The organism is Streptomyces sp. NPDC054956 (genome assembly GCF_053609185.1).
Genome location: NZ_JBSGXB010000074.1, coordinates 1 through 14,061, shown reverse-complemented (window position 1 = coordinate 14,061; position 14,061 = coordinate 1). Strand labels below are relative to the sequence as shown.

At 69.3% G+C, this 14,061-nt stretch carries 16 protein-coding genes; 1 reads left to right on the top strand and 15 read right to left on the bottom strand.

Annotated elements, in window-relative coordinates; genetic code table 11:
* Positions 1-4 precede the first annotated feature (4 nt).
* The 10 genes from tatC to ACWGDE_RS14880 form a co-directional block, all read right to left on the bottom strand.
* Positions 5-970 (bottom strand): twin-arginine translocase subunit TatC, encoded by a 966-nt coding sequence (gene tatC / locus ACWGDE_RS14925; protein WP_453389396.1) that lies wholly within the window; start codon positions 968-970, stop codon positions 5-7.
* A 53-nt stretch (positions 971-1,023) separates the two neighbouring features.
* A complete protein-coding gene (gene tatA, locus ACWGDE_RS14920) occupies positions 1,024-1,326 on the bottom strand; it encodes a Sec-independent protein translocase subunit TatA (protein WP_453389395.1) in 303 nt (100 codons plus the stop codon).
* 194 nt (positions 1,327-1,520) lie between these two features.
* The gene (locus ACWGDE_RS14915) at positions 1,521-1,721 is read right to left on the bottom strand and encodes a hypothetical protein (protein WP_453389394.1); all 201 of its coding nucleotides are present in this window, start codon (positions 1,719-1,721) and stop codon (positions 1,521-1,523) included.
* A 26-nt stretch (positions 1,722-1,747) separates the two neighbouring features.
* Positions 1,748-2,059, bottom strand: a complete 312-nt coding sequence (locus ACWGDE_RS14910) for a hypothetical protein (protein WP_453389393.1) — start codon at positions 2,057-2,059, stop codon at positions 1,748-1,750.
* Positions 2,060-2,073: 14 nt separating this feature from the next.
* On the bottom strand, positions 2,074-3,075 hold the full coding sequence (locus tag ACWGDE_RS14905) for a helix-turn-helix transcriptional regulator (protein WP_453389392.1): 1,002 nt from the start codon (positions 3,073-3,075) through the stop codon (positions 2,074-2,076).
* A 119-nt stretch (positions 3,076-3,194) separates the two neighbouring features.
* Positions 3,195-4,157: a helix-turn-helix transcriptional regulator gene (locus ACWGDE_RS14900; protein WP_453389391.1), complete on the bottom strand. Its 963-nt coding sequence runs from the start codon at positions 4,155-4,157 to the stop codon at positions 3,195-3,197.
* 141 nt (positions 4,158-4,298) lie between these two features.
* The gene (locus ACWGDE_RS14895; protein ID WP_453389390.1) at positions 4,299-4,676 is read right to left on the bottom strand and encodes an FKBP-type peptidyl-prolyl cis-trans isomerase; all 378 of its coding nucleotides are present in this window, start codon (positions 4,674-4,676) and stop codon (positions 4,299-4,301) included.
* Between the two features lie 48 nt (positions 4,677-4,724).
* Complete coding sequence (locus ACWGDE_RS14890; protein WP_453389389.1) at positions 4,725-5,663, bottom strand: FKBP-type peptidyl-prolyl cis-trans isomerase; 939 nt, start codon at positions 5,661-5,663, stop codon at positions 4,725-4,727.
* 124 nt (positions 5,664-5,787) lie between these two features.
* A complete protein-coding gene (gene pafA / locus ACWGDE_RS14885) occupies positions 5,788-7,149 on the bottom strand; it encodes a Pup--protein ligase (protein WP_453389388.1) in 1,362 nt (453 codons plus the stop codon).
* Between the two features lie 9 nt (positions 7,150-7,158).
* Positions 7,159-8,433, bottom strand: a complete 1,275-nt coding sequence (locus ACWGDE_RS14880; RefSeq protein ID WP_453389387.1) for an MFS transporter — start codon at positions 8,431-8,433, stop codon at positions 7,159-7,161.
* Between the two features lie 156 nt (positions 8,434-8,589).
* Between ACWGDE_RS14880 and ACWGDE_RS14875 the strand changes: the two genes are divergently transcribed.
* Positions 8,590-9,591: a LacI family DNA-binding transcriptional regulator gene (locus tag ACWGDE_RS14875; protein ID WP_453389386.1), complete on the top strand. Its 1,002-nt coding sequence runs from the start codon at positions 8,590-8,592 to the stop codon at positions 9,589-9,591.
* Between the two features lie 66 nt (positions 9,592-9,657).
* Here the strand turns inward: ACWGDE_RS14875 and prcA are convergent, their stop codons facing one another.
* The 5 genes from prcA to dop form a co-directional block, all read right to left on the bottom strand.
* Positions 9,658-10,422 (bottom strand): proteasome subunit alpha, encoded by a 765-nt coding sequence (prcA, locus tag ACWGDE_RS14870; protein WP_453389385.1) that lies wholly within the window; start codon positions 10,420-10,422, stop codon positions 9,658-9,660.
* Positions 10,423-10,468: 46 nt separating this feature from the next.
* On the bottom strand, positions 10,469-11,308 hold the full coding sequence (prcB, locus tag ACWGDE_RS14865; protein ID WP_453389384.1) for a proteasome subunit beta: 840 nt from the start codon (positions 11,306-11,308) through the stop codon (positions 10,469-10,471).
* The gene (locus tag ACWGDE_RS14860) at positions 11,260-11,835 is read right to left on the bottom strand and encodes an endonuclease VII domain-containing protein (RefSeq protein WP_453389406.1); all 576 of its coding nucleotides are present in this window, start codon (positions 11,833-11,835) and stop codon (positions 11,260-11,262) included. Before ACWGDE_RS14860 ends, prcB begins: the two co-directional genes overlap by 49 nt.
* Before the next feature lie 73 nt (positions 11,836-11,908).
* Positions 11,909-12,121: a ubiquitin-like protein Pup gene (locus ACWGDE_RS14855; RefSeq protein ID WP_030233608.1), complete on the bottom strand. Its 213-nt coding sequence runs from the start codon at positions 12,119-12,121 to the stop codon at positions 11,909-11,911.
* A 193-nt stretch (positions 12,122-12,314) separates the two neighbouring features.
* Positions 12,315-13,826 (bottom strand): depupylase/deamidase Dop, encoded by a 1,512-nt coding sequence (dop, locus tag ACWGDE_RS14850; protein WP_453389383.1) that lies wholly within the window; start codon positions 13,824-13,826, stop codon positions 12,315-12,317.
* Between the last annotated feature and the right edge of the window lie 235 nt (positions 13,827-14,061).

Here is a 14,061-nt window from a genome sequence, read left to right as displayed (position 1 = left end):
GCGATCAGGTGGCGTCGTCGTAACCGTTGATCCGCTGGCGGCCGCCGTCGTCCTGCCCGGGCAGGGCGCCCGGAGCGGCCACGGGCTCGATCTCGCCGAGCGCCGACGGCGTCAGGTCCACCTCGGAGGCCTCGTCGTCGTCGAGACCCGCGTCGGGGTTGCTCCGCGCCCGCCTGCGGTCGTTGAGCAGGCAGATGCCCAGCGCGATGAAGTACAGGATGACGATCGGCGCGGCCAGCGACAGCATCGTCAGCGGGTCACCGGTGGGCGTCGCGAACGCCGAGAAGATCGTGATGCCCAGCACCATGGCGCGCCACCAGCTCGCGAGCCGCTTGGCGGTCAGCACCCCGGTGAAGTTGAGCAGGATCAGCAGCAGCGGCAGCTCGAAGGCCAGACCGAACACGATGACCATGCGCGTGATCAGGTCGAGGTAGTCGTCGACCGGCAGCAGGTTGCGCGCGTTCTCGGGGGTGAAGTCCAGCAGGATCACCGCGGTCTGCGGCAGCACCTTGTACGCGAGGACCGCGCCCGCGCCAAACAGCGGTGCGCCGACCGCCACGAACCCCACGGCGTACTTCTTCTCGTGGTTGTGCAGGCCCGGGGCCACGAAGGCCCACAGCTGGTACAGCCACACCGGCGCGGAGAGCACGACACCGGCGGTGAGCGAGACCTTCAGGGCGATGGAGAACGGCGCGATGAGTCCGTTGACCGTCATGTCGGCACACGGTTTGCCGTTGCGCTGCTCGACCACGCCGTTGGAGCAGCCGACCGAGTCCAGGATCGGCTTCATCATGAAGTCGATCAGGTCCTTGTAGAAGAACGCGGCCACGATGGTGATCACGAGGACCGCGAGGACCGCCTTCAGCAGCCGGTTTCTCAGCTCACGCAGGTGCTCGACAAGAGGCATGCGCCCTTCGGCGTCCTTTGCCTTCTGGTCCGTCTTCTCCTGCTTGCGGGCAGACTTGAGCAACCCACGTCCCTTGTCTCGATGCAGATGACTGGCGCGACCGGGGCCGGCCGGAGTCAGCTCTGGGTGGTGTGGTTGGGCTCGCTGACCGGCCGGGCGCTGGTGACGTCACCGGGCGAGGCCTGGATGGTGCGCGGGGCCGCCTGCTGCTGCGGAGCCTGGTCGGCGACGGAAGAAGCGGTGGAAGCCGCGGCGTCCTCCGCCTCGCCCTCCTTCTTCATCGCCTTCGCCTCGCTCTTGAGGATGCGGGCGGACTTGCCGAGCGAGCGGGCCATGTCGGGAAGCTTCTTGGCACCGAACAGCAGGAAGATCACGGCGACGATCAGGAGGATCTCGAGGGGCTTCAGGTTGCCGATCATGTGTGTCTTCCTTCTCACCGAAACGGCTGGTTGTGGTGGCCAGACGGCCCGGACCTAGATCCGTAAGCCGCTCTGACATGGATCGTAACCCCCGGGGGTTAACGCCAGGCAATCCCCCGGGGTATCCCCGCTTGCGTGGTCAGACAGTACGACGGTTGTCCCACCATGGCTATGGCCTCCCCCACGCCCCCGCCCTAGGGCCGGGACGACCGCCCCGGGGCGGCCAGGTCCATCGCGGCCCGCTCCAGCTCACCGGAGGCGTCCGCGATCCGCCGACCGGCCGCCGCTACCTGCACGGACAGCCTGCGCACCTCCACGAAGACCCGCACCGCCAGCACGGCGAGGACGGCGAGCCCCAGGAAGCCCAGAACGATTGCGAGCATCGGCCACAGCATGGGAAGAGCCTAGGCCACCGCCCGTCTCAGACGCTGCGCAGGGTGCTCACACCGCCACCGGTCAGCAGTTCCACGATGCGCTCCCCGGCCGGCTTGCGGACCTGGACACCGCACTCGGGACAGGTGAAGGAGTAGAAGGTGGTCCGCCGGCTGCCGCCGATGGCCAGACGCAGCGAGCCCGCGTCCAGTTCGAATCGTGCACGGCAGTCCGGACAGGCCGCCTTGAACGCGACCGGAGCCCCGGCAGGGCCCGACCCCGCCGGACCGGCCGCCGGACCGGTGGAACCCGCCGCACCGCCCTGCGCGGGCACCTCCGGCGGCCCCGACGTAGGCGACATCACCCGCGCCCCCTTCAGCCCTGGTCCCCGGCGGCCGAGCTCCCGACACCCCTGTCCTCGTCGTACGCGGCGAGCGCCTCCCGGGCCGCCTGCCGCGCACTGTCCGCCAGTTCCACCGGGGCCACGATGCGCCCCTCGCGGCCCAGCCGCAGCGCGAGCCGGCGCAGCGACGCCGGGTCGGGGCTGCGCAGCGTGATCCGCAGCCCGCCCTCCGGCAGCTCCTCGGCACTGTCGTGCGGGTAGTACTCGGCGACCCAGCGCCCGCCCGGGCCCACCTCGACCACGACCTCCGGGTCCTCGGCGGCCGGCTGCACCAGCCCCACCGACAGGTCCCGCGGCTCGATCGCCGGCGGGTCCGCGCGCTCGTCGAGCAGCCGGATCTCCGCGACCCGGTCCAGCCGGAAGGTGCGCCGCGCCTCCGAGAGGTGGCACCACCCCTCCAGGTACGTGTGCCCCACGGCGAACAGCCGGATCGGGTCGACGGTCCGCTCGGTCAGCTCGTCGCGCGCCGGCGAGTAGTAGCGCAGCCACACCCGGCGCCGCTCGGCGATGGCCCGGTCCACATCGGCGAAGACCCCGCCCTCGGACTCGAAGGTCACCGACAGCCGGGAGCTGGCCCCCGCCGCCTCCCCGGCCGCCGCCTCCAGCTTGGCGGTGGCCCGCAGCAGGGCGTCGCGGTCGCTCTCGCGCAGCCCCGGCAAGGTGGCCACGGCGCGCGCGGCCACCAGCAGCGCGGTCGCCTCGTCGGCGGCCAGCCGCAGCGGCTCGGCGGTGGACTCCCCCGAGGCATCGGGGTTGCGCCACCAGATGCGCTCCCCGTCGGTGTCGATGTCGAGCAGGTCACCGCCCCGGAAACTGGTCCCGCACATGGGGAGCACGTCGAGGTCCGAGATCAGCTCGTCCTCGGTGATCCCGAAGGCACGGGCCACGTCGGCCACGTGCGCACCCGGGCGCTCGCGCAGGTACGTCACCAGGGACAGCATCCGGCGCGTCTGGTCGATGGCGTTGGCAGCCATGCTGGTACGTCTCCCCCTCAGGGCGTTGCTACTCGTCCGGCGCGGCCGTGCACGGTCCCGCGCCGCTCTGTACGGCCGCGCGGCCCCCGCACGGCCCACCGCGGTCCCGCGCGGCCCGGTCAGCCCTTGGCCACGGCCCGCAGCCGGTCCACCACGTCGGCCCGCAGATCCGCGGGCTCCAGCACCACGACGTCGGGGCCGAACTCCACCAGCCACGCGTCCAGTCCGTGCCCGTACGGGATCTCCAGCTCGTCCCAGCCCTCCCCGCCCCCGCTCTCGCGCACGGCGGTGGCCTTGGCCCGCAGCGGATACCCGGCCCCGGCCCGCAGCCGGATCAGCGCGGAACGGTCCGCGCTCTCCCCGGCCCAGCTCGCCACGGTCTCCCGTACGGTCACCACGTCCGGAACCTCCGCGGTGTACTTGGCGGCGCGGGACTTGACCTTGCCGGTGATCCGCGAGAGCCGGAACACCCGCTCCGCCCCGCGGTCGCGGTCGAAGCCCGCCAGATACCAGTGGCCGCGCCAGCACTCCAGCGCCCAGGGCTCGACCTGACGGGTCTCGGGGCGCGCGGCGGTGGACTTGCGATAGTCGAAGACCACCGGCCGGCGGTCGCGGCACGCCAGCATCAGCGGCTCGAAGGCCGCCTCGTGGACCGGGATGCGCGGCTCGATGGCACTGTGCTGGCCCTCGTACGGATCCGAGGCCTCCGGCATCCCGCCGGCGCGCAGCTTCTGCAGCGCCCCGCTCGCGGCCCCGGCGAGACGGGCCTGCTGCCACACCTTGGCGGCCAGCCCGAGCGCCGCGGCCTCCTCGGCGTCGAGCGCGACGGGCGGCAGCCGGTTGGAATCACGGCGGGCCAGGTAACCGGTCTCGCCGTCCAGGTTCTCGACCGTCTCGATGACGAGGCCGAGCTCGCGCAGATCGTCCTTGTCCCGCTCGAACATCCGGTTGAAGGACTCGTCGTTCCCGGCTTCCATGTACGCCTCGATGGAACCGCGCAGTTCGCGCTTGCTGAGCGGCCGGCGCGTCCCCAGCAGACACAGCGCCAGATTCATCAGCCGCTCGGCCTTGGCAATCGCCATCGAAGCCCATCCGCCCTTCCAGACACGCGAGACGTGCCGCGTACACCCTCGTGACCGCTGACCGTACCGTCCCGCCGGTCCAGGGCAAAAGCGAGGGCCCCCGCCTCACGGCAGGGGCCCCACGACTTCACGACCGACCGGTCAGGCGGCCATCAGGTCGCACACGAAGATCAGCGTCTCGCCCGGCGCGATGGCACCGCCGGCGCCGCGGTCGCCGTACGCGAGGTGGGCCGGGATCGTCAGCTTGCGACGGCCGCCGACCTTCATGCCCTGGACACCCTGGTCCCAGCCGGAGATGACCTGGCCGACACCGAGCTGGAACTGCAGCGGCGCGCCGCGGTTCCAGGAGGCGTCGAACTCCTCACCGGTGGAGAAGGCCACGCCCACGTAGTGGACGGAAACGCGGGAACCCGCCTTGGCCTCGGCACCCTCGCCGACCCAGATGTCCTCGATCACGAGGTCGGCCGGGACGTCGCCCTCGGGGAAGTCGATCTCGGGCTTCTCGAGCTTGTCGCTCACGGAACTGCTCCTCAAAAACTTACGAACAGGGGGACAACCGGGACAGTCTTACATCACGGCGAGGATGTCGAGGCTGAACACCAGCGTCGAGTTCGCCGGGATGGTCCCCTGCTCCTTGTCGCCGAAGCCCATGTCCGGCGGGATCACCAGGAGGATGCGGCTGCCGACCTTCTTGCCGGTCAGACCCTCCTTGAGACCCTTGACCGAAAGCTGCGCCATCGGCCACGTCACGGACTGGTCGGTGGCGTACGTGCTTTCGAAGGTCTTGTCGTCCTTCCACGTCTTGCCGTTGAACTTGACCACGACGTTGTCGGTGTCCTTGACGACCGCGCCGTCACCCTCCAGGACGTAGTCCGACACCAGCTTCGCCGGCGGCGTCGCGTCCTTCGGAACGGCCACGGAGACTTCCTTGCCGTCCGTGTTCGTACCGACCTTCGGCAGGTCCTTGTTGTCCTGCGGGACCTCCTTGCCCTTGGCCGAAGCCGGGATGGAGGTGCCCTTGACGATGTCCACGACGAAGACCAGCGTGGCGTTCGGCTTGATCTTGTCGCCGGAGCCCTGCGCGCCGTAACCGAGGTCCGGCGGGATCACGAGCTCCAGACGGCTGCCGACCTTCTTGCCCTCGAGGCCCTGGTCCCAGCCCTTGATGACCTGGCCGGCGCCGATGGTCACGTCGAACGGCTTGCCCTTGCCGAAGCTCTGGTCGAACGGCTCCTTGCCGTCCCAGACCTGGCCGAGGTAGTTGACCTGGGCGACATCGCCCTTCTTCAGCGCCGGGCCGTCGCCCTCGCTGATGGTCACCACCTTCAGTTCCTTCGGCGGGTTGCCCTTCCCCTTCGACAGGGTGGGCGCTTCCCCGAACTTGGCGCCCTTCGTGATCGCGGGCGCCCCATTCTTCATCTCGGCGGAGTCGGAGCCGCTGTCGCCACACGCTGCTGTCGACAGCAGCAGAAGGGGTACGACAAGCAGGCCGGCAAGTCGGCGCACGTGTTCCTCAGATCTCAGACGGCTGGGCGGTCGTCGCCACTCTAAGCCGTGCACAGGGCCCCGTACGAGATCCGTACGAGGCCCTGCCCGATCAGTGCGATGTCACACCACGCCACACGGGGCCCTACATCCCCGCGATCAGCTTCTCCACCCGGTCGTCGACCGACCGGAACGGGTCCTTGCACAGCACCGTCCGCTGCGCCTGGTCGTTCAGCTTCAGATGCACCCAGTCGACCGTGAAGTCCCGCCGCTGCTCCTGCGCCCGGCGGATGAAGTCACCGCGCAACCGCGCCCGCGTCGTCTGCGGAGGCACCGACTTGCCCTCGAAGATCTTCAGGTCGTTGCAGATCCGCGCCGCCTGCCCCTTGCGCTCCAGCAGGTAGTACAGCCCGCGCCTGCGGTGGATGTCGTGATACGCGAGGTCTATCTGAGCCACCCGCGGATTGGACATCGTCATGTTGTGCTTCGCCCGGTACCGCTCGATCAGCTGGTACTTCATCACCCAGTCGATCTCGGTCCCGATCCGGTCCAGGTCCTCCGCCTCGATCGCGTCGAGCGTCCGGCCCCACAGCTCCAGCACCTGGTCCACGACACCGGTACGGATCCCCCGCCGCTCGGCGAAGTCCACCGCCTTGTCGTAGTACTCCCGCTGGATCTCCAGCGCCGAAGCCTCCCGGCCGCTCGCGAGGCGCACCTTGCGCTGACCCGTGATGTCGTGACTCACCTCGCGGATCGCCCGGATCGGGTTCTCCAGCGTCAGGTCACGCATCACCGTGCCCGCCTCGATCATGCGCAGCACCAGATCGGTCGCCCCGACCTTCAGCAGCATGGTCGTCTCGGACATGTTCGAGTCGCCCACGATCACGTGCAGACGCCGGTAGCGCTCCGCGTCCGCGTGCGGCTCGTCCCGCGTGTTGATGATCGGCCGCGAACGCGTCGTGGCCGAGCTGACACCCTCCCAGATGTGCTCCGCACGCTGGCTGACGCAGTAGACCGCGCCCCGGGGCGTCTGCAGCACCTTGCCCGCGCCGCAGATCAGCTGCCGCGTGACGAGGAACGGGATGAGAATGTCCGCCAGCCGGGAGAATTCCCCGTGCCGCGCCACCAGATAGTTCTCGTGGCAACCGTACGAGTTGCCCGCCGAGTCGGTGTTGTTCTTGAACAGATAGACGTCGCCCGCGATTCCCTCCTCGTGCAGGCGGCGTTCGGCATCGACGAGCAGACCTTCGAGAATGCGCTCGCCGGCCTTGTCGTGAGTGACCAGTTCGATCAGGTCGTCGCATTCGGGAGTCGCGTACTCCGGATGCGAACCCACGTCGAGGTAGAGGCGGGCGCCGTTCCGCAGGAAGACATTGCTGCTGCGGCCCCATGACACAACACGGCGGAAGAGGTAGCGCGCCACTTCGTCAGGAGACAGTCGGCGCTGTCCCCTGAACGTGCACGTGACGCCGTACTCGTTCTCCAGCCCGAAAATGCGGCGGTCCATGACTGAACATTACGCCTTCTGCTCTGTTCTGAAACCGAGTTCGCGGGCGTCGTTTCGATCATTTTCCCCGGAGCCCGCCGAAGCCCCGGCCACCGCACCCGCCACGACCCGGTCCGCCAGCACCCGCTGAGTGGCCATCAGCACCGCCAGCGCCGCGAACCCCGCGACACTCGCCACCGCGAACCCCGCCGCCGTACCACCCATCTCCACCGACGGACCCGCCGCCGCCGTACCGATCGCCGCACCCACCCCGAAGAACGTCACCAGCCACGAGAACGCCTCCGTCACCGTGCCCGCCGGCGCGTGCCGGTCCACCACGATGAAGGCGCACGCCAGCGCCGGAGCCAGGAACACGCCCGCCAGCGCCGTGAACCCCGTCATCGCCACCGGACCCGGCACCAGCATCAGCGGCAGGTAGCAGACCGCCAGCAGCGCCACCAGCAGCCGCAGCCGCCGCTCCGCGGCACCCGCCCACTGCCGCGCCCCGTAGAGCACACCGCCCACCAGCGCGCCCAGACCCAGCGCCGCCATCATCCAGCCGTACACCGCCTGACCGCCGTGCTCGTCCGCGTAGGCCACACCCGCCACCGTGATCGACCCGAGCGCCGTCCCCACGAAGAAGAACGCGCCCAGCAGCGCCAGCAGCCCCCGCGAACGCAGGGCCCCCAGCCAATGGGCCTCCCGCGGCGCCGAACGCCACGTACGCGAAGGCTCCGACACCACGACCGACAGCGCACCCAGCACACCGATCGCATTGATCACCAGCAGCGCCGCCGCCGGATCCCACAACGCCACGAACAGCGTCACCAGCAGCGGACCCACCGTGAACATGACCTCCTGGGCCACCGCGTCCATCGCGTACGCCGCGTGCACCCGCTCCTCCCGGTGCCCCAGCACCCCCGGCCACAGCGCCCGCAGCCCGCCCTCCAGCGGCGGCGTGAACAGCCCCGCCACCACCACGGCCGCGTACGCCACCACCACCGAACCCGTACCGGCCAGCGCCAGCCACACCATGCCCAGCGCCGACACCACCGCCGCCGGCAACTGCACCCGCGGCTGCCCGTACAGGTCCACCGCCCGGCCCAGCAACGGCTGCCCCACCGCGTTGGCCAGCCCGTACGCCGCCGCCAGCGCCCCGGCCAGGCTGTAGCTGCCGCCCTCGGCCCGCGTGAACAGCACGATCGCGATCGGCCCCGTACCGTTCGGCAGCCGCCCTATGAGCGTGCCCACCAGCAGCCTCGCGGCATGCCGGGTCCTGAGCAGCTCCGCGTAACCCGCGGCCATGTCCGCCCCCTTCTGCCCGGATCCGACCGGGAGCCATCCAAGTAATACGTATAACGTGACGGGTCATACGTACCATGGCCGCAGCAAAACGGTCCAGACGACAACCCCCGCCCCACCCCCCGAACCCCCCGTGACCTCGCACTACAGGAGCACCGTGTGACGAGACCCACCAGCCGCGACGTGGCCACCGCCGCCGGAGTCTCCCAGGCCACCGTCTCCCTCGTCCTCGGCGAAAAATGGCGCGGCCGCGTCTCCGAACGCACCGCCGACACCGTCCGCAAAACCGCCACCGAACTCGGCTACCGCCCCAACCTCGCCGCCCGCAACCTCCGCCTCGGCTCCACCCGCACCGCCCTCCTCGTCGTCCCCGCCCTCACCAACGAATTCTTCGCCCGCGTCTACACCGGCGCCGCCCGCATCGCCGCCGAACACGGCTTCGGCGTCGTCCTCTACCCCTCCCCCGACGGCACCGGCCCCGCCCGCGACCCCTTCGCCTCCGCCCGAGCCGCCCTCGACGGAGTCATCGCCTCCTCCATGGCCGCCGACGCCCTCCACGCCCTCGGCACAGACACCCTCCCCCTCGTCATGCTCGACAGCGACCCCACCGCCGGCAGCGCCGCCGCCCACGTCAACCTCGCCATGGCCGACGGCATGCGCCAGATCACCGAACACCTCCTCGGCCACGGCCACCGCCACTTCCTCCACCTCGCCTCGGCCATCGACTCCTGGACCTTCGACATCCGCGCCGACGCCCTGGCAGCCCTCCTGCCGCCCACCACCGAGCTGCGCACCGTACGGGCCCACCTCAGCGTCGAAGCCGCCCGTACGGCCATGGAGAGCGCCCTGGACACCCCCCGGGACCGACGCCCCACCGCCATCGTCTGCGACGACGACATCCTCGCCGCCGGAGCCTGCAAGGCCGCCCGCCGACTCGGCCTGCGCATCCCCGAAGACCTCTCCGTCACCGGCTTCGACGACCTCGCCCTCGCCACCGCCGTCGAACCCGAGCTCACCACCGTCCACCTCCCCGCCGAACGCGTCGGCGAACAGGGCATGACCGCCCTCCTCGCCGTCCTCGAAGGCACCCCCTGGACCGCCACCGACATCCCCGTCCGACTCGTCGTCCGCGACTCCTCGGGCCCCGCACCGACCGCCTGAACCCCGGGGAACACGAAAGCGCCCCCGGCCACAGGCCAGGGGCGCCACTCGCTCACTACTCCTCAGCTACTCGGCTTCCTCATCGGGAGCCTCGTCGTTCGACACCGCGTCCGCCTGAGCGGCCGCCGGAACGTCCGCCTCCAGCAGCCGCGACAGCTGCCGGCCGCGGATCCGCTTGAACTTGCGCTGCTGCGACCGCGTACGGTCCAGCACCGCCACCTCCAGCCGCTCCGCCGGAATCGACTTGTCGGCACCGTTCGCCTGGCTGGACAGCGCCTGCACCGCCAGCTTCAGCGCCTCGGACAGGGTCATCCCGTCCTGGTGCCGCTGATCGAGGAAGGTACTGATCTGCTCGGCGTTGCCGCCGACCGCCACCGAACCGTGCTCGTCCACGATCGAACCGTCGTGCGGCAGCCGGTAGATCTGGTCCCCGGCCGCCGTCGCGCCGACCTCGGCCACGACCAGCTCCACCTCGTACGGCTTCTCACCCGCGCTGGAGAAGATCGTGCCGAGCGTCTGCGCGTACACGTTCGCCAGCCCACGGGCCGTCACATCGTCACGGTCGTAGGTGTATCCGCGCAGATCGGCGTAGCGCACACCGCCGATCCGCAGGTTCTCGTACTCGTTGTACTTGCCGGCGGCCGCGAAGCCGATCCGGTCGTAGATCTCGCTGAACTTGTGCAGCGCGCGGGACGGGTTCTCGCCGACGAAGACGATGCCGTCGGCGTACTGGATCACAACAAGGCTGCGACCCCGGGCGATGCCCTTCCGGGCGTATTCCGCCCGGTCGGCCATGGCCTGCTGGGGTGAGACGTAGAACGGAGTCGACACCGGCTGTCCGTCCCTTTCTTCTGGGCTCCTACGGGGCGACGGATGGTCAGAGCAGGGCGGCGCGCGGGCCGTCGGGCTGCTCCAGCCGACGATTCGTGATCTTGCGGGCCAGCTCCGAGGACTCCTCGTCGCTCAGCCGGCGGAATCCCTCTTCCGTCATCACCGTGACGATGGGGTAGATGTGGCGGTAGAGGTCCGGGCCACCGGTCGCCGAGTCGTCGTCGGCGGCGTCGTACAACGCCTGGACGACGAGCGTCGTGGCCTCCTCCTCCGTCAGCTTCGAGTGGTACAGCTTCTTCATGGAGCCGCGCGCGAAGATCGAGCCGGAACCGGTCGCGGCGAAGCCGTGCTCCTCGGAGCGGCCGCCGGTCACGTCGTAGGAGAAGATCCGGCCCTTCTCCTTGGCCTCGTCGTACCCCGCGAAGAGCGGGACGACGGCCAGCCCCTGCATCGCCATGCCCAGATTGCTCCGGATCATGGTCGACAGCCGGTTCGCCTTGCCTTCGAGGCTGAGGGTCGCCCCCTCCACCTTCTCGAAGTGCTCCAGCTCCAGCTGGAACAGCTTCACCATCTCCACGGCCAGACCGGCGGTGCCGGCGATGCCGACGGCGGAGTACTCGTCCGCCGGGAACACCTTCTCGATGTCCCGCTGCGCGATCATGTTCCCCATGGTCGCCCGCCGGTCACCGGCGAGCACGACCCCGCCGGGGAAGGTGGCGGCCACGATGGTCGTCCCGTGCGGCGCCTCGATGACCCCGTCGGGGAGCTTCCGGTTGCCCGGGAGCATCTCGGGCTGGTGCGCGCCCAAGAAGTCCATGAAGGACGACGACCCCGGCGTCAGGAAGGCTGCCGGCAGACGCCCTGTGCTTCGAATGTTGGGTTCCACAGGTTTCCTTCCACGTAAGCGGCTGCACGCCGTATGACGTCCGGCCGATCCTTGAGCTGCCCGATTCCTGCGTTGCAGCCGAAGCAAAGTACGCCTCGGACCCTACCCGTCTGGTGATCGTGATCCACATGTTCTGCCGGAGCTTCCTGACAGATCACGCAGACCCCGTCCTGAGCAGCGATCATCTCGTCACGCTCGGCCTCGGTGATGCCGTAGTGGCGCTTGAAGTACGAAGCCCGGTTACGTTGCGCTCGACACTCTCGGCAGTAGCTGGCCCAACCGTCCGAGCTCGTCTTGTTCCGCTCCCACTCCGAATGAGGCTTGATCTCCCCACACTGGGGACACCGCTTGTGGCCGGACGGCACGGGGATCTTTGCCCGCACCGTCCGCCCTTTAGCTTCTTGACGCTGCTTGTAGTGCTCCGCCTGGCACTCGCGGCAGTACGCCTGAAGACCGTCCCGCATCGCGCGATTACTCGCGAAGGCCTCGAATCGCTGCACACGCTTACAGCGTGAGCAACGCTTCATGCCTTCAGGCACCACCTCGACCACGCCACCCCCCCGCACCTTCAATTCGAAGGCTGAGTGACCCAAGCGGCCTTTACTCGCCACCCTTTTGCACGAACGACCTCACGAAATCCTCGGCGTTCTCTTCCAAGACATCGTCGATTTCGTCGAGTACGGAGTCGACGTCGTCGGAGAGCTTTTCCTGGCGCTCCTTGAGGTCGGTCGATTCCTCGACCGCCGCCTCCTCGACCTCCTCGGTCGAGCGCGTCGCCTTCTGCTGTCCGCCGCCGGTGTCCTTGGTCGCCATGTCTACCTCACCCCGCTCGGTTCGCACGCTCACGTCGAAGGACCCCGGGAATTCGGGATCCCTCAAGATCAGACCCTACGTCGGACCCTACAAGGAGGGTCCGACATTCGTCCCCGCACTTTCATAACGTCCGGGTTTCCTCATGATTCCCGGACCGGGGGCCTTTCAGCCCCCGCCCGGGGATCGGAATGGCTCAGCGGCCCGAAAGGACCCGCACCAGGTCTTCCGCCGTCCTGCAGCGGTCCAGGAGCTCCTTCACGTGGGCCCGCGTGCCCCGCAGGGGTTCCAGGGTCGGGACCCGCTGGAGGGAGTCGTGGCCCGGCAGGTCGAAGATCACCGAGTCCCACGAGGCCGCGGCCACGTCGTCCGCGTACTGCTCGAGGCACCGGCCCCGGAAGTACGCCCGGGTGTCCTCCGGAGGCTTGCTCTGCGCCCGCTCCACTGCCGTCTCGTCCAGCAGCCGCTTCATCTTGCCGCGGGCCACCAGGCGGTTGTACAGCCCCTTCTCGGGCCGTACGTCGGCGTACTGCAGGTCCACCAGGTGCAGCCGGGCGGCGTCCCATTCGAGGCCGTCGCGGCGCCGGTAGCCCTCCAGGATCTCGCGCTTCGCGATCCAGTCCAGCTCTCCCGACAGGCTCATCGGGTCGGTCTCCAGCCGGCCCAGCACGTCCTCCCAGCGGACCAGCACATCCTTGGTCTGCTCGTCCGCGTCGGAGCCGAAACGCTCCTCCACGTACTTCCTGGCCAGCTCGAAGTACTCCATCTGGAGTTGTACGGCGGTCAGCGTCCGCCCGCTGCGCAGGGTGATCAGGTGCTGCAGGTCGGGGTCGTGGGAGACCTGGTGGAGGGTGCGCACGGGCTGGTCCACGGCGAGGTCGACGTTGATGTAGCCGTCTTCGATCATGGACAGGACAAGTGCGGTCGTGCCGAGCTTGAGGTAGGTGGAGATCTCGGAGAGGTTCGCGTCTCCGATGATCACGTGCAGCCGGCGGTACTTCTCGGCGTCGGAGTGGGGTTCGTCGCGGGTGTTGATGATGGGGCGCTTGAGGGTGGTCTCGAGGCCGACCTCGACCTCGAAGTAGTCCGCGCGCTGGCTGATCTGGAAGCCGTGTTCGCGGCCGTCCTGGCCGATGCCGACGCGGCCGGCGCCGGTGAACACCAGGCGGGAGACGAAGAAGGGGGTGAGGTGGCGCACGATGTCCGAGAAGGGGGTTTCCCGCTTCATCAGGTAGTTCTCGTGCGTGCCGTAGGAGGCGCCCTTGTTGTCGGTGTTGTTCTTGTAGAGGTGGATCGGCTGGGCCCCGGGGAGCTGGGCGGCCCTGACGGCGGCCTCTGCCATGATCCGCTCGCCGGCCTTGTCCCAGAGGACGGCGTCGAGCGGGTTGGTGATCTCCGGGGAGCTGTATTCGGGGTGCGCGTGGTCGACGTAGAGCCGTGCGCCGTTGGTGAGGATGACGTTGGCGAGGCCGATGTCCTCGTCGGTGAGCTGGCTGTTGTCGGCGGCCTCGCGGGCGAGGTCGAAGCCGCGGGCGTCCCGCAGCGGGTTCTCCTCCTCGAAGTCCCAGCGGGCGCGTCGCGCCCGGTGCATCGCCGCCGCGTAGGCGTTGACGATCTGGGACGAGGTGAGCATGGCATTGGCGTTCGGGTGCCCCGGGACGGAGATCCCGTACTCCGTCTCGATCCCCATTACTCGCCGTACGGTCATGCGGCCCTCCTTGCCCGGCGGCGCTCCCGTTCGGGAGCGGCGCTCAAGTACCGCTGGTGCTCCGGTGCGTCGTGTGCGGTGCCCGTCCCCGCACTGCGCGACCTGCGGTACGGAAGAGCCTAGAACCACTCCGCGCTGGTGGGGAGATCATTTCAGTCATTGACTTTGCCCTGTCACCGGCTGAAAAGAGCAGTAGGTAAAGCAGTCGGCGTCCGGTTCCCAGGCCGGGCCCCCC

Excerpts from the sequence above, each read along its gene's own strand:
- tatA (WP_453389395.1), bottom strand. The coding sequence starts at position 1,326 with ATGATCGGCAACCTGAAGCCCCTCGAGATCCTCCTGATCGTCGCCGTG.
- ACWGDE_RS14915 (WP_453389394.1), bottom strand. The coding sequence starts at position 1,721 with ATGCTGTGGCCGATGCTCGCAATCGTTCTGGGCTTCCTGGGGCTCGCC.
- ACWGDE_RS14910 (WP_453389393.1), bottom strand. The coding sequence starts at position 2,059 with ATGTCGCCTACGTCGGGGCCGCCGGAGGTGCCCGCGCAGGGCGGTGCG.
- ACWGDE_RS14905 (WP_453389392.1), bottom strand. The coding sequence starts at position 3,075 with ATGGCTGCCAACGCCATCGACCAGACGCGCCGGATGCTGTCCCTGGTG.
- ACWGDE_RS14900 (WP_453389391.1), bottom strand. The coding sequence starts at position 4,157 with ATGGCGATTGCCAAGGCCGAGCGGCTGATGAATCTGGCGCTGTGTCTG.
- pafA (WP_453389388.1), bottom strand. The coding sequence starts at position 7,149 with ATGGACCGCCGCATTTTCGGGCTGGAGAACGAGTACGGCGTCACGTGC.
- ACWGDE_RS14880 (WP_453389387.1), bottom strand. The coding sequence starts at position 8,433 with ATGGCCGCGGGTTACGCGGAGCTGCTCAGGACCCGGCATGCCGCGAGG.
- ACWGDE_RS14860 (WP_453389406.1), bottom strand. The coding sequence starts at position 11,835 with ATGAAGCGTTGCTCACGCTGTAAGCGTGTGCAGCGATTCGAGGCCTTC.
- ACWGDE_RS14855 (WP_030233608.1), bottom strand. The coding sequence starts at position 12,121 with ATGGCGACCAAGGACACCGGCGGCGGACAGCAGAAGGCGACGCGCTCG.
- dop (WP_453389383.1), bottom strand. The coding sequence starts at position 13,826 with ATGACCGTACGGCGAGTAATGGGGATCGAGACGGAGTACGGGATCTCC.